This is a genomic window from Flavihumibacter sp. CACIAM 22H1 (genome assembly GCF_001601815.1).
GTDB lineage: Bacteria > Bacteroidota > Bacteroidia > Chitinophagales > Chitinophagaceae > Flavihumibacter.
This window is the reverse complement of record NZ_LUKG01000038.1, coordinates 3,172-26,004: the sequence shown is the minus strand read 5'-3', so window position 1 is coordinate 26,004 and position 22,833 is coordinate 3,172. Positions and strand designations below refer to the sequence as shown.

19 protein-coding genes are annotated in these 22,833 nt (G+C 47.2%); 4 read left to right on the top strand and 15 right to left on the bottom strand.

What is annotated here, in order from left to right; translation table 11 throughout:
* The first annotated feature begins 38 nt into the window (after window positions 1-38).
* From A1D16_RS11895 to A1D16_RS11885, 3 genes are read left to right on the top strand one after another with little or no spacing between them, the layout of a single operon-like run.
* A complete protein-coding gene (locus A1D16_RS11895; protein WP_290709722.1) occupies window positions 39-986 on the top strand; it encodes a glycoside hydrolase family 97 catalytic domain-containing protein in 948 nt (315 codons plus the stop codon).
* Window positions 987-1,004: 18 nt separating this feature from the next.
* Window positions 1,005-2,000 (top strand): LLM class flavin-dependent oxidoreductase, encoded by a 996-nt coding sequence (locus A1D16_RS11890; RefSeq protein WP_290709720.1) that lies wholly within the window; start codon window positions 1,005-1,007, stop codon window positions 1,998-2,000.
* Between the two features lie 38 nt (window positions 2,001-2,038).
* Window positions 2,039-2,944, top strand: a complete 906-nt coding sequence (locus A1D16_RS11885) for an EamA family transporter (RefSeq protein WP_290709718.1) — start codon at window positions 2,039-2,041, stop codon at window positions 2,942-2,944.
* Between the two features lies 1 nt (window position 2,945).
* Here A1D16_RS11885 and A1D16_RS11880 read toward each other — a convergent pair whose 3' ends face one another.
* The 13 genes from A1D16_RS11880 to A1D16_RS11820 all read right to left on the bottom strand — a co-directional run bounded on the left by A1D16_RS11880 (window position 2,946) and on the right by A1D16_RS11820 (window position 19,626).
* Window positions 2,946-3,776 (bottom strand): alpha/beta hydrolase-fold protein, encoded by an 831-nt coding sequence (locus A1D16_RS11880; protein ID WP_290709716.1) that lies wholly within the window; start codon window positions 3,774-3,776, stop codon window positions 2,946-2,948.
* Window positions 3,777-3,786: 10 nt separating this feature from the next.
* On the bottom strand, window positions 3,787-4,050 hold the full coding sequence (locus A1D16_RS11875; RefSeq protein ID WP_290709714.1) for a hypothetical protein: 264 nt from the start codon (window positions 4,048-4,050) through the stop codon (window positions 3,787-3,789).
* A gap of 86 nt (window positions 4,051-4,136) precedes the next feature.
* A complete protein-coding gene (locus A1D16_RS11870; protein WP_290709712.1) occupies window positions 4,137-5,951 on the bottom strand; it encodes a bifunctional metallophosphatase/5'-nucleotidase in 1,815 nt (604 codons plus the stop codon).
* A gap of 16 nt (window positions 5,952-5,967) precedes the next feature.
* Window positions 5,968-6,972, bottom strand: coding sequence for a c-type cytochrome (locus A1D16_RS11865; RefSeq protein ID WP_290709710.1), 1,005 nt, complete (start codon window positions 6,970-6,972; stop codon window positions 5,968-5,970).
* 55 nt (window positions 6,973-7,027) lie between these two features.
* Window positions 7,028-7,825: a sulfite exporter TauE/SafE family protein gene (locus tag A1D16_RS11860; RefSeq protein ID WP_290709708.1), complete on the bottom strand. Its 798-nt coding sequence runs from the start codon at window positions 7,823-7,825 to the stop codon at window positions 7,028-7,030.
* Between the two features lie 147 nt (window positions 7,826-7,972).
* Complete coding sequence (locus A1D16_RS11855) at window positions 7,973-9,394, bottom strand: MBL fold metallo-hydrolase (RefSeq protein ID WP_290709706.1); 1,422 nt, start codon at window positions 9,392-9,394, stop codon at window positions 7,973-7,975.
* A gap of 155 nt (window positions 9,395-9,549) precedes the next feature.
* Window positions 9,550-12,744: a multidrug efflux RND transporter permease subunit gene (locus A1D16_RS11850; protein WP_290709704.1), complete on the bottom strand. Its 3,195-nt coding sequence runs from the start codon at window positions 12,742-12,744 to the stop codon at window positions 9,550-9,552.
* A 33-nt stretch (window positions 12,745-12,777) separates the two neighbouring features.
* Window positions 12,778-13,899: an efflux RND transporter periplasmic adaptor subunit gene (locus A1D16_RS11845; RefSeq protein WP_290709702.1), complete on the bottom strand. Its 1,122-nt coding sequence runs from the start codon at window positions 13,897-13,899 to the stop codon at window positions 12,778-12,780.
* A 9-nt stretch (window positions 13,900-13,908) separates the two neighbouring features.
* Entirely contained in the window at window positions 13,909-15,222 is a 1,314-nt protein-coding gene (locus tag A1D16_RS11840) for a TolC family protein (protein ID WP_290709700.1), read from the bottom strand.
* Between the two features lie 33 nt (window positions 15,223-15,255).
* Window positions 15,256-15,531 (bottom strand): metalloregulator ArsR/SmtB family transcription factor, encoded by a 276-nt coding sequence (locus tag A1D16_RS11835; protein ID WP_290709698.1) that lies wholly within the window; start codon window positions 15,529-15,531, stop codon window positions 15,256-15,258.
* 109 nt (window positions 15,532-15,640) lie between these two features.
* Window positions 15,641-18,004, bottom strand: a complete 2,364-nt coding sequence (gene ppsA / locus A1D16_RS11830) for a phosphoenolpyruvate synthase (RefSeq protein ID WP_290709696.1) — start codon at window positions 18,002-18,004, stop codon at window positions 15,641-15,643.
* Between the two features lie 21 nt (window positions 18,005-18,025).
* Window positions 18,026-19,015, bottom strand: a complete 990-nt coding sequence (locus tag A1D16_RS11825; protein WP_290709694.1) for a hypothetical protein — start codon at window positions 19,013-19,015, stop codon at window positions 18,026-18,028.
* Window positions 19,016-19,071: 56 nt separating this feature from the next.
* Window positions 19,072-19,626, bottom strand: a complete 555-nt coding sequence (locus A1D16_RS11820; RefSeq protein ID WP_290709692.1) for a DUF1003 domain-containing protein — start codon at window positions 19,624-19,626, stop codon at window positions 19,072-19,074.
* A 173-nt stretch (window positions 19,627-19,799) separates the two neighbouring features.
* On the opposite strand from A1D16_RS11820, the gene A1D16_RS11815 reads away from it, so the two are divergent.
* A complete protein-coding gene (locus A1D16_RS11815; RefSeq protein WP_290709690.1) occupies window positions 19,800-20,966 on the top strand; it encodes a GAF domain-containing sensor histidine kinase in 1,167 nt (388 codons plus the stop codon).
* A gap of 8 nt (window positions 20,967-20,974) precedes the next feature.
* Here A1D16_RS11815 and A1D16_RS11810 read toward each other — a convergent pair whose 3' ends face one another.
* Window positions 20,975-21,703, bottom strand: a complete 729-nt coding sequence (locus A1D16_RS11810; RefSeq protein ID WP_290709688.1) for a DUF4412 domain-containing protein — start codon at window positions 21,701-21,703, stop codon at window positions 20,975-20,977.
* Window positions 21,704-21,753: 50 nt separating this feature from the next.
* Window positions 21,754-22,833, bottom strand: a 1,080-nt coding sequence (locus tag A1D16_RS11805; RefSeq protein WP_290709686.1) for an OmpA family protein, incomplete at its 5' end; no start/stop codon positions are given.

The following is a 22,833-nucleotide window of genomic DNA, read 5'->3' as shown; positions in this document are numbered from 1 at the left end:
TGCCTTGAGAGACGCCGACCACGCACACACTGGCCCGTATGGGTTGGGAATACTGCCTGGTAGATGTGAACTGGGATACTAAAATCGGTTACGACAGCATTGCATTGCTGGCCAATTATGCCCGCAGTAAAAATGTGGGGCTCATCCTCTGGTACAACTCAGCCGGTAGCTGGAATACAACGCCCTATCATCCCAAAGACAGGATATTAACCACCGAAAGCAGGCGGGCTGAATTCAGCCGGCTTCAGCAACTTGGTATTAAAGGCGTTAAGATCGATTTCTTTGGAGGCGACGGACAATCCATGATAGCGTATTACCATGCTATTTTAAAGGATGCTGCTGATTTTCAATTACTGGTGAACTTTCATGGCGCCACCCTGCCCCGCGGCTGGCAAAGGACCTATCCGCACCTGGTTACCGCCGAAGCTGTAAAAGGCTTTGAAATGGTCACTTTCGGGCAGGATGCGGCCGATCAGCAGGCCGCCCATTGCAGCATGCTTCCTTATACCAGGAATGTTTTTGACCCGATGGATTTTACGCCCATGAATTTGTATAAAATTCCCACCCAGGTTCAACGAAAAACGAGCAGTGCTTTTGAGCTGGCTTTATCAGTGGTATTCTGGTCGGGTATCCAGCATTATGCAGAATCGCCGGAAGGCATGGAAAAAGTGCCTGCTTATGTACAGGATTTCTTACATGACTTACCAGACAGCTGGGAGGATATGCGATGGTTGGATGGCTACCCGGGAGAATATATTGTACTTGCCCGCAAATCAGGGAAGAAATGGTATATAGCCGGCATCAATGGCAGCTCCGCAATAAAAACTATACGGCTAAACCCGAAGCACTGGATCTTTCGATCGGGCCTGTTACTGCGCGATGGTACTGCGGGCAGTTTATTTGATCAAACCATTTTATCGGGCCAGGTACCGGCCTCCATACCCCTGCCCCCAGGGGCAGGATTTGTATTAGTGCTGGAAGATTGAGTTGTATCTTTGCCGGTCATGAAAGCAGTTCCGTATTCGATCCTGGAGTTGGCCGTAGTAGCCAAAGACGCCACCCCCGCTGATGCATTTAAGAACAGCCTTGTACTGGCGCAGCAGGCTGAAAAATGGGGTTACACCAGGTTTTGGCTGGCTGAACACCATAATATGATCAGTGTAGCCAGTTCGGCTACTGTGGTATTGATTGGGCATATTGCGGCGGGCACCCGGCATATCCGGGTAGGTTCAGGCGGAATTATGTTACCCAACCATTCGCCCTTTATTGTGGCGGAACAGTTTGGCACCTTAGGTCAATTGTTTCCGAACCGGATTGATCTTGGATTGGGCAGGGCACCAGGCACCGATCAGTTGACTGCACAGGCCATTCGTTCAGACAGGATGCAATCCATTTATAAGTTTCCCGAAGAAATAACCCAGATACAGACTTATTTTTCGACTGCCAACGCGGGGGCTAAACTACGGGTAGGTGTAGCGGAAGGTGTGGAAATGCCCCTGTATATACTGGGTTCCAGTACCGATAGTGCGCATCTTGCAGCTGCAAAGGGGTTACCTTATGCTTTTGCAAGCCATTTTGCAAGCATCCAATTACCGGAAGCACTTGCTATTTATAAGCAGCGATTTCAGCCATCGGCCCAGGCGGAGAAACCCTATACCATTGCCTGTGTAAATGTGATTGCAGCAGATACCGACGAAGCGGCCGAGCGATTATCCACTTCCTACCTGAAGATGATAGTGGGGGTTATGACCGGACAGATCGATTACCTGCAGCCGCCGGTGGAAATGAATGAGGAACTCCGCGCCGTTCGGGAACACCCGGCCATGCAGTCTTTTCTGAAATACAGCTTTATCGGCAGCCGTAAAACCGTACAGGAAAAGATCCGGAAATTCCTGGAATCAACCGGGGTATCGGAACTGATGATAACAACTAATTTGTTTCATTTAGAGGATCGCCTGCGGTCCTATGAACTTACAGCAGAGATACTGCAAACAAGCTAAACCATCGGGCCTTTGTATTGCTTAATTTTGCGACTCATATGGCAAAACACCAACAGGTACCAGGTTTTTTAATGGCGTTATTCGCCGCCATTTTTTGGGGTATTTCTGGTACCTGCGCACAATACTTATTTGAACAAAAGGGAGTGGATCCGGCCTGGCTGGTTTGCTGGCGTTTGCTCTTAGCCGGTAGTATATTGGTAGTATATGCCATGGCCCAACCTAAATCGGATGCCCTGCGAATCTGGAAGCAACCCGCCGACCTGGCAGCACTGCTGGTATTTAGTATACTGGGAATGGTAGCCGTTCAGTTCACCTATTTCTACAGCATTAAACTTTCCAATGCCGCTACGGCAACCGTATTGCAATATATTGGCCCCTTGCTGGTAGTAGCTTTTTATGCCATCAAACACCGGCGTTGGCCGATTCTGTTAGAATACGCTTCCTTGTTTTTAGCGCTCGGCGGCACTTTCTTACTGGTTACACATGGAAGCTTTGATCAACTGGTTATTTCTGAAGCTGCGTTATTCTGGGGGTTACTCTCGGCTTTTACGCTGGCTTTTTATACCATACAACCTGTTCAGTTATTGCGAACCTATTCCGCAGCTACCGTTACCGGTTGGGGCATGTTAATCGGCGGAATAGTTTTTTCACTCATGGCCAAACCCTGGCAGGTAACGGGCCACTGGAATTGGGAAACCTGGCTGGCATTTGCCTGTATAATTGTATTCGGTACGGTCATCGCTTTTTATTTTTTCCTGCGGGCGGTTTCACTAATTGGCGCGCCTACGGCCAGTCTGTTATGTTGCGTGGAACCACTGGCAGCAGCAGCGGTAGCAGTGGGCTGGCTTGATGTTCCGTTTGGCGGCATAGATTGGCTGGGTACAGCCTGCATTCTGTTAACCATAGTATTGCTTACACTGGGTACCAAAAAGAAAGCTGCCTGAATTAGTGCGCGAAGCTGATAAATGCATTACTAACTGCCTGATGCAGGATGGAACCATGATTTTCTGCAGGCAGGTAATCAAAATACAAGCGGATCTGCGAAGCACGGATGGCCTTTATTTTTTCTGCCAGCAAATTGGCATCCACTTCCATAACACGGGGATTCTGGCCGGGTGTAAGTCCCTCTTTTCCTACACCAATATAAATGCTAAGCGGGTTTTTTGCGGCTGCCTGCAGGGCATTAACCGGGTAGTTCAGTAAATCGGCGTTGTTCCACCACAAACTTGGGCTCACAATGATATACCGGTTGAACAGGCCCGGTCGTTTAAGCAGAATTTCTGTAGCCAGCAATCCGCCAAAGGATTGGCCAATCAGGGTTTTGGATGCAGTGGTTTTGAATTTTTTCTGGATAAAGGGTTGCAGTTCTTTTTCAAGAAAATCAATAAAAAACTGCGATCCCCCGGAGGAAGGAAAATTTTTCCGTTGTTCTTCAACCTTGGTAGCACTGGTAAAATCGCGCCTGCGGTCTGCCGATGTAATGCCCACCACAATAGATTTTGGAACCCTGTTCACCCATTCAAAAGAACTAAACTGTACCAACCCGGAAATATGAATAAAGTCTTCATCGGCCGCTCCATCCAACAGGTAAATAACCGGGTAATGGGTAGTATCCTTTTCATTATAGCCATCGGGCAGGTAGATATTTACGGTTCTTTTTTCCGAAAGGATCGAAGAATTCAATTCTTCAATAAGCCCCAGCACAAATGGTTTGGATTGTGAAAAGACGGGGGCGCAGAAAAGCAGCCCGAAAAGCGATAGGCAGATGAGTTTCATACCGGTAGCATTATTTTTTTTCCTGCAGATCGGAAGCCAGGTCATGGATCATATGTTTTAGGGCATTTTTTCGCAGTTTCTTTTTCAGCATAAGGGCAATTCCATAGAAAATAGCTGCCAGAATAAGCGGGAAATGCATACCCAATAAATAGCCTGCTTTTTCTGCCATTTCCATTTCAGGCAGCTCGCGGTTGAACAGACTGAGGTAGGCAAGCAACTGGAATAATAGAAATACAATGGCTAATCCATAAAAAAAGTACTGGAGCTTTTTCAAGGGGAGGTAATTTTTATGAACGGAACTATTTCCGGCTGGTAAAATAGGTGCTTAGGCGCAGTTTTGCAAATCATCCTGCTAAAACTTTACCGAAACTCGTAACCATAGCCCATTAGTTGGGTTAATAGTGAATTAGGCGCATCGGTAGCGGTACAACGTCCTTCCAGTTTGGGTGCAATAGGGGAATGAAGGGCCAGGTATTCCTGGAGTACACTATGCAGGGTAGCACCGAGCCGGGTAGGTTCTTTTACCCCTTCTACCCGGCAGATAGTGGTATCAGGATCGCCTTCGCGTTCGCAGGCCACGAAACTGTAGGAGGCTGATTTATCCAGTGGCTGGCCGCCAACCTTTATCCAGTTTATGCGTTGGCCCTGTTCATTAGCGATGGTGAAATTGACCTGCATGCCCTGAAACCGAACCACCCAGCCACCGAAACGTTTAGCGGGGTCTTTGGCAAATGCATTGTGCAATTCTTTTTCCATCCAGTTCCAGAGTTGTTCGCCGGTAATAATGCCCCGTTTTGCCTCACTGTCTACCGGTAGCATATTCCAGAGATAATCCATAGTTATATCAGCTTTCCCGGTTTTTGGGTCGGGTACCAGGGGTGGACAAAAACGGAAACCATTACTCAGTGCTATATCGGGTTTAAACTTCCACATAATAGCATCTGTGATAAAATTATCCATGGGCGTTTCAATAACATAGTACCGGACCAGGGGTGTTTTGGTTTGTCCGATTACGCGGTGCAGGATTTTTTTATAGGGTGCCCGCGCGGCTTCGATCATTCGTTTCATTTCAGGATCTTCCGGGTATTTTTCCGGGTCCACATCCAGCAACTGGTAGGATTGGTCTTTGATAATTCCCGCTTCCACTACAAAATCGAGCCTGGCCAGGAAGGAACCAAATGCACCGGGTTCTGTTACTTTGGCATGAATACCCTGGATGGGTTGACGCACCCGTTCATGCGTATCAGCACCCAGGATATAATCTGCGCCTTTTGCCGCCTGCATATTAGACAAGCCGATCTGCTGGGCTAATCCCATATGCGTTAGGAGGAATACCATATCGCACTGTTCATATTCTTTGAGAAGCCGTATATATTTGGCCAGGTTTTTTTCGGGGGCCGTAAAGTTGATACCGTTGCTATAGGCCGGTGATTGTCGTTTGGGCGTAAGCGGATCGTTATAACCGATAAACCCTATTTTGAGGTTGCCTATATGTTTTACAAAATAAGGAGGAAAGATCAGGTCGCCATTCAGCTCATCCTGGGTTGCATGAAACATATTGGCACAAACTTTAACGCCATCGTAGGCAAACATATCTTTCATCATCCGTTCTTTGCCATAGACCACTTCCCAGTTACCGGGCAGCATGATATCATACCCAATATTATTCATGAGCGGAACAATGGCCCTGCCTTCTGTAAGGGCGGCTACACCGCTTCCCTGGAAGCAATCGCCTCCATCAATTACGAGGGTAGTTGCGGGCTGCTGCTGGCGGAGTGAATTGATCATGGTTTTAAGCGTAGCCAGTCCGCCTCGTTTTTTATAGACCGGTTGGCCTTTTTCTATGAAAAATTCATCGTGTACCAGTAGCTGGGCATGAATATCGGCCGTATGCAAGATTGTAAATCGGTTAGCCTTTCCTGTTAGTACTGCTTTATTGCGGTCAATTTCGTTCAGTTTATCGATTGCTTCGTTGGGGTTATTGGCAGACAGCGCCATGGGAGATGCCAGTAAGCCGCCGCCGATGCCAAGGCCCAGGCCAAGCCGACCGGCATTTCGCAGAAAATCTCGGCGGCTATTTTCACTGATCTGCAAGTGCAGTATTTTTTCTGCCTGCGGCAGATCTTTCCCTGAACAGGCGCTACAATTGCAGGGGGTGGAAGAAGGGATTGGCATGGCGTAATATTATCAATTAGTTTTTCTTTTGGGCGGCCGATTTTCTGGCAGCAATAATAGGATCAAAGGGGCCGTATTTATGCTGTTTTTCTGAAAATCCGTCGGCATAAGGTCCGAAGGGATGATCAATGGGTTTTTTGGAGATATCGGGCCAGTCTTTCTGCAGGTCTTTGCCGGGCCGGGGTTGTGAGTTAACGAAGGCGGCCAGGTCCCAGGCTGCTTCATCGGTAAGTGCGGGTGATTGATGAGAGGACTGATTAAACGGCATATTGTCTTTGATATAACCAGCGAATCTTGACAACCTGTAAAGACCGGCGCCGGTATTATAACTATGGGGCCCCCATAAGGGCGGGTATGCATATTCATTTCCATTGGGGGAAAGCAGGCCTTCGCCGCTGGCGCCGTGGCAGGACTGGCAGCTAGACTGGTAGAGAATTTTTCCTTTTTGGGGGTCTGCGGCGCGGGTGAGGTAGTTTAGTTCGCGAATACCTGAGCCTTCGGGTTTGGTGCCTTTGGGAACATCCTGTCCAATCCATTTGATGTAAGAGACAATGGCTTGCATTTCTTTTCCGGCGGTATCGATGGGGCTGCCGTTGAGGCTTCGTTCGAAGCAGTCGTTTACTCTTTTAGCGATGGTTTCAAGGGTTCCGCTGCGATCGCGAAATTTTGGATAGGTAGCGGCTACTGCGCCGTAATTATTTCCCCAGGTGCGGGTACCTGCGTCGAGGTGGCAGTTTTGGCAATTCATGCCGTTGGTAAGGGGTGCGATGGAGCCGGTTGGGCCGAAATAGCGGGAGGTGTGGGTGATCAGTTCTTCGCCGTAGATGACTTGTTCTCTTTCGGGGCCTTCGAGTTTATAATCGAGGTATAAGCTGGGAGCTTGCCAGTTCAGGGGCAGGGCTGGATGGGCTTGTTGTTTCACCTGTTTCAGCGATGCTTCCTCCAGTTTCCAGGTTACCACTGCGGCAACTGCCAGCAGCAGTAAAACCGGGAACCAATTTCCTTTAGGTGTCAGATACATGTTAGTACAGTGTTAGAGAGGTGTCAGACACATGTCTAACATGTGTCTGACGTCTTTAGAGAAACAATTCCTTCACAATTATGTAAATACCCATAACCAGCACAAACCAACCAAACCCTTTTTTAAGGCTGGAAGCCGCTATTTTTTTGCTGAGCTTATTGCCAATAAAAATACCAATAATAGCAAGGCCCGTTACACTTAATAATAAGGTCCAGTCCATCGACGCATTGCGTAAATCGCCGGTAAATCCTATCAGCGACTTGGCAGCAATAATCAATAAGGAGGTTCCGATCGCCTGCTTCATCGGCAACTTACTCAGCAATACCAAGGCCGGGATAATCAGGAAACCTCCACCCGCACCCACCAGCCCTGTTAACATACCCACCACTACTCCTTCCAACAAAATAACCGGGTAATTAAACCGCTGTTCCACCACCTCCTCTTCTTCCGCCAACGCATCTTTACTACGGATCATGGAAACAGACGCTACCACCATCAGCACCGCAAATAACAACATCATCAGGATCGACTTCGTAAATACCATGCCCCCGATTGTAAACAATTCATCCGGAATTGCCGGTACCAAAAAAGCCCGCGTAGCATATACCGCCAAAATAGACGGAACCCCAAAAATCAAGGCCGTTTTCAGGTTAATTTCATTTTCCTTGTATTTGGGAAAACTTCCTACCAGGCTGGTAGAACCAACAATAAACAAGGAATAGGCCGTAGCAACAACCGGTTGCACCCGAAACAGGTAAACCAGCACCGGCACCGTAAGAATAGAACCGCCACCACCTATTAGGCCGAGCGATATTCCAATCACCAACGAAGCAATGTATCCCACAATTTCCATGTCATTTGTATTTGAGCACAAATATGAAACATCGTACTGCCATTATTAGTGATGGTAGTCACACAGCCAGCTGACAAACACTAAAAAGCCGCCTGCCGGGGACCGACCCCAAGCAAAGCGGCTATAACCAACTGCCAATAAACAACGCTATAACATAGTTGTAGGGGCCTGGTAAGCGGTTGTTGGAAGTGATGTCCTGGACAATGCTGCAAAACCTCCCTGAATATTTACCAGTTTATGATAGCCCCTGGCCTTTAAAATAGAAGCCGTAATTACCGACCGGTATCCTCCTGCACAGTGCACATAATAGGTTTGATTTTTATCGAGCATACCCATGTTGGAATTAATAAAATCCAGCGGAAAATTCAGGGTGCCTTCTATATGCTGACTCGCATACTCAGATGCTCTTCGAACATCCAATACCTGCAGTGAAGGATACTTTTCATACATCCTGGCAAATGCTGCCGCATCAATTTCATCAATAGAATCGATCGGGAAACCGGCTTGTTTCCAGGCAGTAATTCCGCCTTTCAGATAACCGAGTGTATTATCATAGCCCACTCTTGCCAGTCGGATCACCGCCTCTTCTTCCTTACCTGCATCCGTAAGCAGCAATATAGGTTGTTTCAGATCGGTAACCAGAGTGCCCACCCAGGGTGCAAAATTATCGTCCAGCCCTATGAAAATGGCCCCGGGTAAAAATGCTTTCGGGAAATCATTTTTACTCCTGGTATCAATTACCAGGGCTTCCTCAGTTTCCCATACAAGTTGAAATTGCGTAGGGTCCAGTGCAGTAGTGCCTTTTCGGATTATCTGGTCAATGCTATTCAGGCCGCCTGATACATTCATTAGTACATTATGCGGAAAATACTGGGGCGGGGCTACCAAGCCCCCGGTAACTTCTTTGATAAACTCCTCTCTAGGCATATCTGCCTGCAACGCATAGTTGGTTTTTTTCTGGTTACCTAATGTGTCCGTTGTTTCCTTACTCATGTTTTTACCACAGGCACTGCCGGCTCCATGCCCTGGATAAACAATTATATCATCGGGCAGGGGCATTATTTTCGTACGCAGCGAATCAAATAACTGCCCAGCTAAAAACTCCGGCGTGATCTCCTTCTTCAGTTTTTGTACCAGGTCGGGGCGGCCAACATCTCCGATAAAAAGTGTATCGCCCGTAAATAGGGCGGTTGGCTTTCCCTGTTCATCGAGCAGGAGATAGCTGCTAGACTCCATGGTATGGCCGGGCGTATGCAGTACCCGGATGGTAAGCTTACCCAGCTTCAGCTCTTCACCATCTTTAGCAATATAGGCCGGATAACCGGGCGCTGCAGTGGGGCCAAATACAATAGCAGCGCCTGTTTTAGCAGCCAAATCAAGATGGCCACTTACAAAATCGGCATGAAAATGCGTTTCCAGTATATACTTTATAACTGCCTTGTCTTTTGCTGCCCGATCCATATAAGGTTTGGTTTCGCGCAGCGGATCAATGATCAGTGCTTCGCCTTCACTTTCTACATAATAGGCAGCTTCCGCCAGGCATCCCGTATAAATTTGCTCGATTTTCATGATGGTCAATTTTATCTGTCAAAATTGACCATCCGGCGGCACCGGTTTTGTATCCTTTGTTACAAAGCAGGCTGATTTGCATCAGTAAAACACCTGACCGGCATCATGCAAAAAGGGGGCCGCAGCCCCCTTTTACCTTCGTTTATTTAGTTAGCTCACATACCGCTTTCCACAATATGCTGGTCGATCTCATTCTCTCTTTCCTTCTGCGCTTTGATCTCTTTCAGTTTTTTACCATAGGTTAACTTGGTGATCAGCACATATAGTACCGGTACCACAAAAATGGCCAGCGTGGTAGCCGCAATCATTCCACCAAAAACCGTCCACCCAATGGTTCTTCTCGATTCAGCCGCCGCACCGGATGCAAAAGCCAGTGGCAATACACCCAGTATAAAGGCCAGGGAAGTCATAACAATCGGGCGTAACCGAAGTTGCACGGCCTGTAGCGTAGCGTATACCACATCAATTCCTTTATCTACCCGTTCTTTGGCAAATTCAACAATCAGGATGGCGTTTTTAGCCGCCAAACCAATTAAGGTAATCAAGCCGATCTGTGCATAAATATTATTCGACAGCTGGGGCAAGAGCGTAAGCGTAAGAATGGATCCAAATGCCCCGATCGGAACTGCAAATAATACCGAGAAAGGTACTGACCAGCTTTCGTACAGTGCTGCCAGGAACAGGAATACAAATACCAGTGAAATCAGGAAGATAACTGTTTGCTGGTTTCCGGCCGCTACTTCTTCCTTGGTCAAGCCTGAGAATTCATAGGTATAACCGGCGGGCAGGGTAGCTGCCACTTCCTGCAGCGCGGTAATAGCCTGGCCGCTACTATAACCCGGTTTGGGCGATCCGTTGATCTGCGCCGACCGGAAGATATTAAAGTGGTTGATCACTGCGGGTGTTTCTATCACCGCCGTTTTTACAAGCGAACCCAGCGGAATCATATTTCCCTGGCTGTTCCTTACATAAAACTTTTCGATGCCTGCCAGCGAACTCCTGTAGCTGCTATCAGCCTGGCTTACCACCCTGAAATTTCTTCCATAGATGTTAAAATCATTGATATAACTACTACCCAGGAAATTCGACAGGGTGCTGTATACATCCGAAACCAGTACCCCCATTTTTTTTGCCTGATCACGATCCACATCTACTTTATAGGAAGGTGTACGGGCATTAAAAAAGGAATAGGCCATGGCGATTTCGGGCCGCTGGTTCAGCTTTCCGACAAACTCATTCAATACCTGTTCAAACTTCTTCACATCGTCTGCGCCGCCGGATTGTTGCAATTCGAAGGAGAAACCGGAAGTAGCACCCAGGCCCGGGATAGCAGGCGGTGCAATTACAAGAATTCTCGCTTCTTTAATATCTGCCGTTGCTGCCCTGATCTTATTCATTACATCCGTTGCATGCTGTCCTTTCTCTTTTCTTGCATCCCATGATTTCAGGTTTACAAAGATGGTACCGGCATTGGATTTATTGGAGAAGCTGATAATGTTTAAGCCGGCTAATCCACCTACCACCCTTGATTCCGGGATGGCAGAAATCCGTTTGATGAGCTCATTGGCCATGGCAACACTGCGCGTGGTAGAGGTTGCCTCCGGCATTTCATAGGTTACCAGCACTCGGCCTTCGTCTTCGGTTGGAATAAACCCGGTTGGTTTATTTTTAAAGAGGAGAAATAAGCCAACAAATAAGGCAATCATCATCCCCAATACCCAGGGCGTGCGCCGAATCCAGTGGCCCACCGATTTTGCATACCCGCGGGTTACTTTATTGAACCAGTTGTTGAAGTTGAAGAAGAATTTCTCTAACAGGTTTTTCTTTGCATCCGGATCTTTAGAGGGCCGTAACATAAGGGTACAAAGCGCGGGCGTCAGCGACAAAGCTACAAATGCAGAAATCAATACCGATACTGCAATGGTGATGGCAAATTGCTGGTATAAACGCCCAACGATACCGGGTATAAATCCAACCGGAATAAATACGGCCGCCAGGATCAAGGCAATGGCGATAACCGGGCCGGAGATCTCTTTCATCGCTTTCTGGGTGGCTTCCTTGGGCGACATTTTTTCGTGATCGATATTGTGCTGCACCGCTTCCACTACCACAATAGCATCATCCACCACGATACCGATTGCCAATACAAACGCAAATAAGGTAAGCGTATTAATCGTAAACCCAAGCGGACCAAAGAAAATGAAGGTACCGATCAGTGATACCGGAATTGCCAGCAAAGGAATAAAGGTTGCCCTCCAGCTTTGCAGGAAAAGGAATACAACCAACACTACCAGAATCAATGCTTCAACCAGGGTATGCAATACTTCGCTGATGGACGCTTCAACTACGGTAACCGTTTCGAGCGGAACTACATAGTCGATATCTTTCGGAAAAGTTCCCCGCAGGTTATCGAGCGCTTTATTAATGCCTTTATAGGTGTCGAGGGCATTGGCACCCGGCGCCTGGTAAATGAGCAGGAAGGCAGCTGGTTTACCCCCTTCCACCATAGCGTTGATACCATAGTCAAATTTTCCCAGTTCCACACGTGCCACATCTCTCAGGTATACAATAGACCCATCGGCCGGGCGGGTACGTACCACAATGTTTTCAAACTGCTCTTTCGTGGTAAGCCGGCTGTTGGTAAGGATCGTATATTCAAATGCCTGTACTTCGGGTTGCGGATTACCGCCTATGGTACCTGCTGCAATCTGCAGGTTCTGCTCCTGCAGTGCCTGGTTAACTTCAGCGGGAGTCATTCTAAGCGCCGCCAGCTTTTCGGGATTTAACCAAACGCGCATAGCAAAATCATCGGCCCGGGTAAACACATCGCCTACTCCTTTAACCCGGGTGATGGCGTCCTTCACATAAAGGTTTACATAGTTACCGATGAAAGTTGCATCGTGAGTTCCTTTCGGCGAATAGAAACCCAATACCATCATTACACTGGGGTTTCTTTTCCGAACGGTAAGTCCCAGTCGTTTTACCGCATCGGGTAAACTGGGCTCTGCTACACTTACCCGGTTTTGTACATCCAGGGTAGCGATGTCAATATCTGTACCTACTTCAAAATTGACCGTAATGCTGCTTTGTCCGCTGGCGGTACTGTTACTGGTCATATAGGTCATACCAGGCGTACCATTCACCTGGGTTTCGATGGCCGTGGTAGTAGTTTGTTCTACCGTTTGCGCATCGGCCCCGATAAAGTTTCCGCTGATGGATACAGTAGGTGGCGTAATATCGGGATATTGTGCAACCGGTAGATTAATCAGTGAAATTACCCCCACCAGTACAATCACGATGGACACTACAATGGCAGTGACGGGTCTTTTTATAAATATATCTGCTATCATGCTGCTGCTTTATCTGCTTCTGATGAATCTGAATTATTGTTTGCCAGGTGTGGGCGCTGCGGGAGGAACGGATTCAATTTTTACTCCTTCGCGCAGGTTTTGCACACCTTGTGTTACGATCGAATCGCCTGCCTGAAGCCCCTCGCGAATAATGATATCGGTACCGATTTGTGTACCCAGTTTTACTTTTTGCTGGGTTACCGTACTGCTGTCGGTTTTGCGGTAAACAAAGAACTCCCCGAGTTGCTCCGTAACGGCTTTATAAGGAATAAGAAGTGATTGACCCGCGGCCTGGTTTTTTACTTTGAGGGTGCCATTCATACCACTGCGCAGGCGCTCTTCTTTATTCGGGAATACTACCCTTGCTTTAATGGTACCGGTTTGTGCATCCACTGCGCGATCCAGCAGCACCAGTTTTCCCGGAACAGGATATTGCTCCTGCCCGAAGGCGAGGATGAAAATAGAATCCTTGGCGGGCTTATTGAGCAGGGCGGTAAATTGATAAATCTGCGACTGATCCAGGTTAAAATCCACGGCTACATCGCCTACGGAAGACACGGTATTTAAAAGTGTTTGTCCGGCTGAAACAGGCGCTCCCGGTTTTACCAGGGAAATACCGATAACACCATCAAAGGGTGCTATTACTTTTGTATACCGAACACTGGTTTGGGCAGCTGAAATAGATGCTTTTGCCGCATCTACCTGTTTTTTTGCCACTTCAAGGGCCGCATCGGCATTATCAACCAACTGACGGGCTACCGCATCATTTTTTTGTAGTTCGTGGTAACGGTCGGCATCTTTTTGTGCACGAGACAGGTTGGCTTCCTGTACATTCAGGTTGGCAACGGCCTGCTGGTAATTAGCATTGTACAACTGTGCATCAATGCTGTAAAGGAGTTGTCCTTTTTTTACTTTTTGCCCGTCTTTAAAATGGATGCCCGTAACAAAGCCACTTACCTGCGGCCTTAGTTCTACCTGGTCGAGGGCCGTTAAGGTAGCGGGAAATTCTTCATAATACACGGGGCTGGCTTCCTGTACTGCTTCCAGGGTTACTTTTACGGCACCAGGAGCCATAGGGCCAGCCTGCTTGGCCTGTTGTCCACAGGCAGTTACTATCATTGATCCGATTATTGCTGTATATAGTCTGTTTCTCATACCAGTAAATTAAAAGTTGATTTGTCCAAGTTCTTTTTGCACGTCTACCCTGCTTGCCAATACATTATAGAGTGCCGTATAATAATTGATGGTGGCTGTACGCAGGTCTGTTTCCGCATTGATTACCTCCAGGTAGGTTTTAATACCATTGCGGTATTGAAGCTGTATTACATCGTATACTTCCCGGGCCAGTTCCAGGTTCTCCTTTAGTGCCTGGTAATTGGTATAGGTGCTTTTATAGGTAGCCATTGCCTGCGAGTAGGCGGCATTAACCGAGTTCTTCAAGCTCAGCAAATCGAGCTTGGTTCTTTCCAGTTGCCAGCTGGCCGCTTCGATATTAGCCTTTCTTTTACCACCCTGAAAAATGGGAAAACCAAGCGTGATACCGGCAAAAGAAGCCGGGTAATTTACATTGTACAACTTGGCAAACTCGTTGTTCAGGTAATTTAAATTATATGCGCCATTCAGGGAAAGATTCGGCAGGTAGGCCCATTTATTATATTTCAAATTAGCTTCCTGAAGCTTCAACTGGGTATTAAGTAATTGAAACTCTATGCGGTTGTTTAAATCGGGCGCGTCGGAACCCGGTGTGGTAATCGAGTTTTCCAACGCAGCACTGTCATATCTTAACTGTACAGGTGCTTCCGCCGGATAGCCCATTAAAGATTTCAGGTATTCCTGCTTTGCTTTCAGAATTTCTTCATTGGCCGTTTTGGATGCTTTGGCATTATTCAAAGCAATAGTAGCCCGTTTGTAATCGGTTTTATCGGCTACACCCGCATCGTACTGGCTTTTTGCATCTTTCAGGCTCCGTTCAATCCGGTTAATATTTTCCGCAGCTACCTTAACCTGCTGGGTGGTAGCCAGCACATCATAATAGGCTTTTGATACAGCTACTACCACATCAATTTTTTGCTGCTGCGTAAATTGAAGCGATTGCTGCAACACATCGTTTTTTGTACGGCGTGCTAATAAAACATCGCGGTTGAAAAGGGTTTGCGATAAGGTAAACTGCAGGGCAGATACATTATCGACCCCCAGTTTTACCGGGTTACCGCCGATAATATTGGTTTGTACAATAAAGTTGTGTTGCAGGTTGTAATTGAAATTGACCTGCGGGTACCAGTCTGCCAACCTGCTGCGGATATTCGCCGCTGTAATTTTCTGGTCAATTTCTGCCTGTTGTACCAGGGGTTGGTTTTTAAGGGAAAATGCAATGGCCTGTTCCAAATCCAGTTCTTTGGGCAAACTGTCAGGAACAGCCTGTCCAATGCCCTGTAAATACCCCAATAGGAGTACGGGCAAGATTAGCTTTGTTCTCATCTTTTATTTTATTACGCGTCTACTATGGCCTGCCTAACCGGCAATCGTTTTCAGCTTTTTGGAGTATTTCTCAAAAAGTTCAGTATTCAGGATGTACGTATAGTTGCGACCGGATTTTTCAGGTTCGATCAATCCGGCTTCCACCAGTGTTTTAATATGATGACTGACAGAGGGCTGGGCAAGATCAAGATGCTGTACAATGGCAGCACATTCCAGCACCCCTTTTTTCTTCGAAATGGCTTCGAGGATCCGGAGGCGATTCAGATCGCCCAATGCCTTTGACACTTTTTCAAACTGTTTCCAATCCATGCCGCAAATTCATTGAAGGATGCAAATGTATTGATTTATTAGATCAGTACAGATAATCCATTTCAAACTATTTGAGGGATAAATTACAGAAATGGGGAATTCTTCGCTCCTATACACTGTTGGCAATACCTGCTAATAAAGCATCGGGCGTAAAGGAAATACTGTCAATACCGGCATTGAGCAGCAGGCGGGCAAAGGTGGGATCATCACTGGGAGCCTGCCCGCAGAGGCCGATAGGCCGACCTGCTGCATGGGCATTGCGGATAGCCCATTCGATCATTTGCCGGGCGGCAGGATTGTTTTCATTGAACAGGGAACTAACCAGGGCAGAATCCCGATCCACGCCCAGGGTAAGCTGGGTAAGATCATTAGAACCAATGGAAAAGCCGTCAAAAACCCGGGCAAAATCTGCCGCCAGCAATACATTACTGGGAATTTCGGCCATCACGTATATTTCCAGCCCGTTAACGCCCCTGGACAAACCATAGGAATCCATTACGGCTATCACTTTTTCGCCTTCTTCCACCGTTCTGCAAAAAGGGATCATGAGTTTTAAATTGGTAAGCCCGTTTTCTTCCCGAACACGTTTTACGGCTTCGCATTCGAGCCGGAAGCCTTCGCGGTACCGCTCATGATAATAGCGGGCTGCTCCCCGGAAACCAAGCATCGGATTTTCTTCCCGGGGCTCAAAACCGGCGCCGCCTAAAAGATTGGCGTATTCATTGGATTTGAAATCACTCATCCGCAGAATTACTGGTTTGGGATAAAATGCGGCAGCCATTACGGCAATACCCTGTGAAAGCTGGTCGATGAAATAGGCTCGTTTGTCGGCATATCCCCTGGTTAATGCAATGATCTTTTCGGTATCGGGTAAACTTTTATCAAGCCGGTCAAAATGCACCAGGGCCATAGGATGAATTTTTATGGCATGTGTTATCATGAATTCCATCCGCAGCAATCCCACTCCGTCGTTCGGGTAAAACGATAATTGAAAGGCTTTATCCGGATCGCCTGCAATTAACATCATCTTTGTTTTCTCCGGCATTTTTACCTTGCTGAAATCGTGCTCCAGCAAATTATAAGTCAGTAGCCCTTCGTATACGTTCCCGGTTTTTCCTTCACAGCAGGAAACGGTAATAGGGCTGCCATCCCGGATCTGTTCGGTTGCCTGATCGCACCCGACTATTGCCGGAACCCCCAGTTCTCTTGCAACGATGGAAGCATGGCTGGTTCGGCCGCCTTTATTGGTGATAATAGCGGCAGCTTTTTTCAGGATCGGGTCCCAATCAGGGCTGGTCAGATCGGTTATAATTATTTCACCGGGTTGCAGCTTATCCGCCTCGGAACTGTCTTTCAAAATACGCGCAATGCCGGTGGCGATGGAATTGCCCACGGCCTGGCCACTTACCAGCACACGGGCGCCTTCCTTGTTCAACCGGTATTCCTTTAGCAAATAAGGATTGCCTCTCGACTGCACCGTTTCCGGACGTGCCTGTATAATAAAAAGCTCCTGTGTTACGCCATCTTTGGCCCACTCAATATCCATGGGTTTGCCGTAATGCGCTTCAATCAGGCGGCCCCATGTTGCCAATTGAATGATTTCAGGATCGGACAATACAAAACTGGCACGTAGCGAAGCGGGGGTTTCCTTGTTTTGGACCGGTTGCCGGGGATCATCGGCAAACACCATAGTCCATTCTTTATCGCCCAGTTTTTTCTGCAATATGGGCTGCGATACGGCTCCGAGCAGGGGTTTAAAAACCAGGTATTCGTCGGGTGTAACGGTTCCCTGAACGATGTTTTCGCCCAAGCCCCATAAACCGGAAATATGAATCAGGTCTCGAAAGCCGGATTCCGGCTCCAGGGTAAAGAGCACACCGGCGCTGGCAAGATCTGATCGAACCATTAACTGCACCCCTACCGAAAGCGCCACTTTTTCGTGTTGAAAACCATTGTCCTCGCGGTACTTGATAGCCCGATCGGTATACAGGGAGGCAAAACAGCGTTGTACTGCCTGCAGCAGGGCTTCTTCTCCCCGGATATTCAGGAAGGATTCGTGTTGCCCGGCAAAGCTTGCTTCCGGCAGATCCTCTGCTGTTGCACTGCTTCGAACGGCCACTGCAATCGGCTGGCCTTTGCCCAGTTGGTGGTAGGCCTGCAGCAATTCCCTTTGAAAGTGCGGGGGCAGGCTTGCCTGTAATAACAGGGTACGGGCTGCTGCACCGATGGTTCGAAGGTTGGTATACTGCTGATGATCTAACCCGGCCAACAATGCCCGCAACGCTGTATGCAGGTGATTGAAACGTAAAAAATCCTCAAAGGCGAGGGCCGTCGTAGCAAACCCGTCCGGAACCGGAATTCCTTGTTCGGCCAGTTGAGAGATCATTTCCCCGAGGGAAGCATTTTTACCGCCAACGCTGGGTACATCCGCTAGTCCGATTTCCCGGAAACTCCGGATCCAGGGAGCTTGCATAATTAATAATTTAAGATTGGTTCAATAAAAACGAACCAGGGCAATACTTCCGAAATCGGTTAGTTTTCCCGGGTCTACAAACTCTACCTCGCCACCTGCTTCCAGCACTTTTTCAATGATATCATCCACTGCATCCTTCACATAGGAATAAGGGTTATGAGGTTGAAAGCCGTCAAAATAAAAATCGCGTTCCACTACCAGTAATTTACCGTTATGGTGCATGGCTTCTTTCCATACTTCCGACATGCCGATGGTTAGACGTTGCACTTCTTCGGCCGCGGAAAGCCGGTGCAAAACAAGCGTTTGCTGCAGGGAGGACCAGTTCTGGTAATAGGGTTGAAACAAATCGTCGAGCAGGGCGGTATCCGGTTCGGTTTCCGGCAGCAGTAAAAAATCAATAATGGAATGGGGGACGGTGATCAGGGCTGCACATACTTCCAGTATAGGGGCTGCCCCACCGATAAACACCGGTAACCGGTACGATGAAATTAATTGTGCCAGGGTCTGGTTCAGTTGTACGGTACCTGCAGGGTGGCTGAGGTCGGAAGGTGTGGAAAGGATACGGGTATATTTTCCGGGTTCGCCCAGGTACACATTCAACCGCTGCGCTGTAAGCTGGAACAATAGCAACTGACGGGGTATTTTTTTACAAGCTACCAGGTCGCGGATCTCAAAGGAATCATCGATAATGATAGTGGGTACTACTTCCATATCGAGGTAAAGCAGTTTTTCAAAAACCGGGGACAGAAAGATGGCAATGCTGCGCTTATGGGTACCGAAGTTCAATTGCCGGAATATGTTTTTCAGCCGCTGCAACAGAAACAGGGCCAGTTCAGGCGGATACTGCCGTAAGAGAGATTTTTCTACCTGGTCGCAGGTATTTTTCAGTGTTTCAGACAGCTCTTCCTTTGCTGCCATTTTTGGATCAAATGCCAGCACAATAGATACTGCCGGTCGATAATGAACCGCCTCCAATACCTTTTTAAGGTCTCGTGTACGTACTGGATTCATAACCTGGAATAGTTCGAATCCGAAACTAGCTATAAACACTTACCCGCAAGCTGACTCTAATCAGGGTCCTTTTTGATCTTTATCAAAAGGTCCTGCATATTCTCCATCATTTCGATCTGCGATTTTTGAATTTCGAACAGGGTTTTCATCTGTTCCGTAATCAGGAGGTCGAGCTTATTATGAAGGTTACGGACTTCTATTTCTGATTTCAGGTTAATCATATAATCGCTGATGGCCCTTTGCCGGTCTTTTTCTTCTTTCCTGTTCTGGCTCATCATAATAACAGGGGCCTGCAATGCGGCGATGGTGGAAAGCAATAAGTTTAATAAAATAAAGGGGTAGGGATCAAAGGGATGGTGTAATAAAAAAATGTTTACAGCAATCCATAGCAGCATAAAAAAAGTGAAGCTGATAATGAAGCGCCAGCTTCCCCCGAAGGCAGCTACCTTATCCGCAATACGTGCCTGGAAATTTGGGTTCTGATCTTCCAGTTCTTTTAATTTATCGGTAAGTAATTTTTCTTCTTCTACCGATTGCAGCACCATGGAATTGAGCTTTTCGAGCTGGTCAGATTCGGAAGAAAACAACTGTTCCAATTGCGATTTTGTCATATACAGGGGATTGCTTTTCCTCTCTAAATTAGGCTATTGACTATAATTATGACAATTACCCGAGAAATACGGCTATTGGTCGACATTAGAAATATTTCGACAGGCCTTGCCAAACTTTTAAAAGCAGGCAACCGTTAATATTGCAGTATCTGCCGTACCACAAAAAATACCCTATGAAAAACGAATTACCCGATTTACGGGAAGAAATGCGACTTGCCGACCTCTATTCCTTTGGAATATTGGATACCGAAGAAGAAGAAGATTTTTCCCAACTGGTTGAACTGGCTGCCAGGATCACCAATTGCCCGATGGCGGCCATTAGTTTTATCGACAAAGACCGGCAATGGTTTAAAGCCATCAAAAACCTGGGGGTACGGCAAACGGGGCGCGATGTATCTTTTTGCCAGCATACCATACAACAAGACGGGGTATTGATTGTTTCGGATGCCAGTACCGATGCCCGCTTTCAAAGCAGCCCTTTTGTAACCGGCAACCCTAATATCAGTTTTTATGCAGGTGCCCCTATCAGCAGTTTATCGGGCCAAAAACTCGGCGCTGTTTGTGTGCTCGACTCTGCACAAAACAGGGCTTTATCAAAATTTCAGCAGGAGTCTTTACAAACCATTGCCAACCAGATAAGTCGTTTGCTGGAACTGAAACGAAAAAACAAATCGCTGATTAATTATACCAACAAATTAATTGAAGCGGAGAAAGCCTTACACCGCCTTTCTATAAAGGAAGAAGAAACAGAACGAAATTTTATTGCCAACCAACTGCATGAAAATTTTGCACAGACCCTGGCTGCTACCAAACTCTATATTGAATTTGCGGAAACCGAAAAAGACCTGGCCGCTGATTTCCTGGCTAAAAGCAAAAACAACCTGGAACATATTATCAATGAAATAAGGTTGCTTTGTAATTACATTAAACCTTCTGATAAATACCAGGCAAGTCCTACCCTGCTGATCAATGATTACGTGCAGCAATGGTCGCTCAACAGCAATGTGGAATTAACGTACTCGATGCAGATCCAGGACCAGGACCTGCCGGCAGAAACGGGCTTATCGATTTACCGTTTATTACAAACTGTTTTGCCACTTACAAAAACCTACCGGGTGCGTAAACTGGCTTTATCAATTGCCCTGAATTCATCCATTGAAATAAGCGTAGTTTACCAGCCGAGCACCAATGCTACGGTTGATCCGTCTCAACTATTGCTATTGAAAAAATCAATTTCCATGGCACAGGCGGAAGGCGGCCAGTTACAGGTTACCAGAACACCGGAGGGTGCGCACCAGATACAGATTCAGTTACCCTTGCCGGTTCAGATAGCCGTATAGAAAATTGCTTACTGACCGGGCATGGCCATTACTTTAAAACCGGTGGTAGCCAGTTTGCGGCCCTCTTTGGAAACAGCCACGGCTTCAAAATTTGAACTATTACCTGATTTTTTGTCGGTAGTTTCCATACGAAGCATAACCCCGTTTTCCATGCCACTCATGGATGGTAAGCGGATGGGCTTGGGACCCGTTTCGAGCATGGCGGCCAAACTTTTTGCAAAATTACCCATGCCGTTTCCGAGTTCATTGGTGATCCATACCAAGGAGCGGGAATCATCGCTCTCCACGAGGTATTGAATACAATGATACCCTGCTATGGTTGCAGACTTTCCTGTTTTGCTAACTTTAACCGCAGCCTGTTTGTCTTCTTTTCCCTGGCCCTGCATTCTTTGCTGCATTTTACCCAGGTCCATTACCATTGCCATTTTCTGATCGGTTAGCAGGGTGACCATTTTTTGTGTTTTCAAATCCATGACCATAAAAAACCCTTTCCGCTTAGGCGATTCCATGCCGGTATAATCACCTTTTGAAAACCACATAGCCAGTTGTTCTCCTTTTTGCAGGTTGCCGTTTTTACCGCTACTGATCTCATAGGTAATACCCAGTCCAAAATCATAGTTTTCCGGAAGCGTTTGTGCCATTCCGGCCTGAACAGAACAAAGCAGGATCAACCCAACCATAAGCTGTTTGGCCAATTGGTAGGAGGTGGGTAAAAAGGTCTGAATTACGAATCGCATAGCACTATTTTAAGCATGAATGGTTCACCTTAACCTATCTCTAAGCTACGTTAATTCTTCAAGATCGTAAATTCAACCCGGCGGTTGAGCTGCCTTCCTTCATCGGTATCGTTCGAGGCAAGGGGTTTGGTTTCGCCATAACCCTGTGAACGCAACCTGGAAGCGGCAATACCTTTGCTGATCAGGTATTCCATTACCGAGCGGGCCCGGTTATCACTAAGTTTATAATTGTAATCATCCGATCCTTTGCTATCGGTATGTGCACTTAGTTCAATTTCGATCGAGGGGTTTTCGGCCAGCAGTTTTACAACCCGATCCAGCTCAACAAAGGATTCTTTCCGCAGTTCCCATTTATCAAAATCAAAGAATACATTATTCAGCCGTACAGTCTGTCCGATTTCGATGGGAACAAGGTAAAGGTCTTTGTGAATTTCGGTATAACCTGCCTGTACCATGGAATCGAGGTTCAGGTTTTCTGACATGGAGAAGAAATGATTGGCTGTTGCGCGGATGCTGTAATTGCGATTAAAGGGTAATACTATTTTGAAAGCCCCGTCGAACGGGCTGGATAAGGCATTGCCAACCTGCACCCCATCGGGCAGGGTTTCGTAGAGGAGGGAGGCCGTTACCGGTTCGCCTGTTTTTTTATTGTATACATTGCCGGTTACCATTACAACAGGATCGGGCTTTTTTTCTTCCAGCAGGCGTACCCGTACAATATCGCTGGCGCCATAGCCTTCTTCGCTGGTGGTCAGATAAGCAAATTCTCCGCCGGCATCCATGGTAAAAAATGCATCCCAGTTCGCAGAGTTGATGGGAGCGCCCAGGTTTTCCGGTTCAGACCATTTGGTCCAGCTATCGTCGAGCCGTTTGGTTTTCCAGATATCATTATCTCCTAATCCACCGATACGATTACTGCTGAAATAAAGGGTTACTCCATCCGCGGCCAGATAGGGGGTCATTTCATCGGTTTCCGGGGCGTTTATTTTTTTACCGAGGTTTTTGGGTTCGGTCCAGGTACCGTCTGGTTTAAGGAAACAAACGAACAGATCGTTGAGGGCACTACCTTCTTCGGGCGACATATAAAGCAGCAGGGTTTGGCCATCGTGCGCCATTGAAGCGCCGGATAA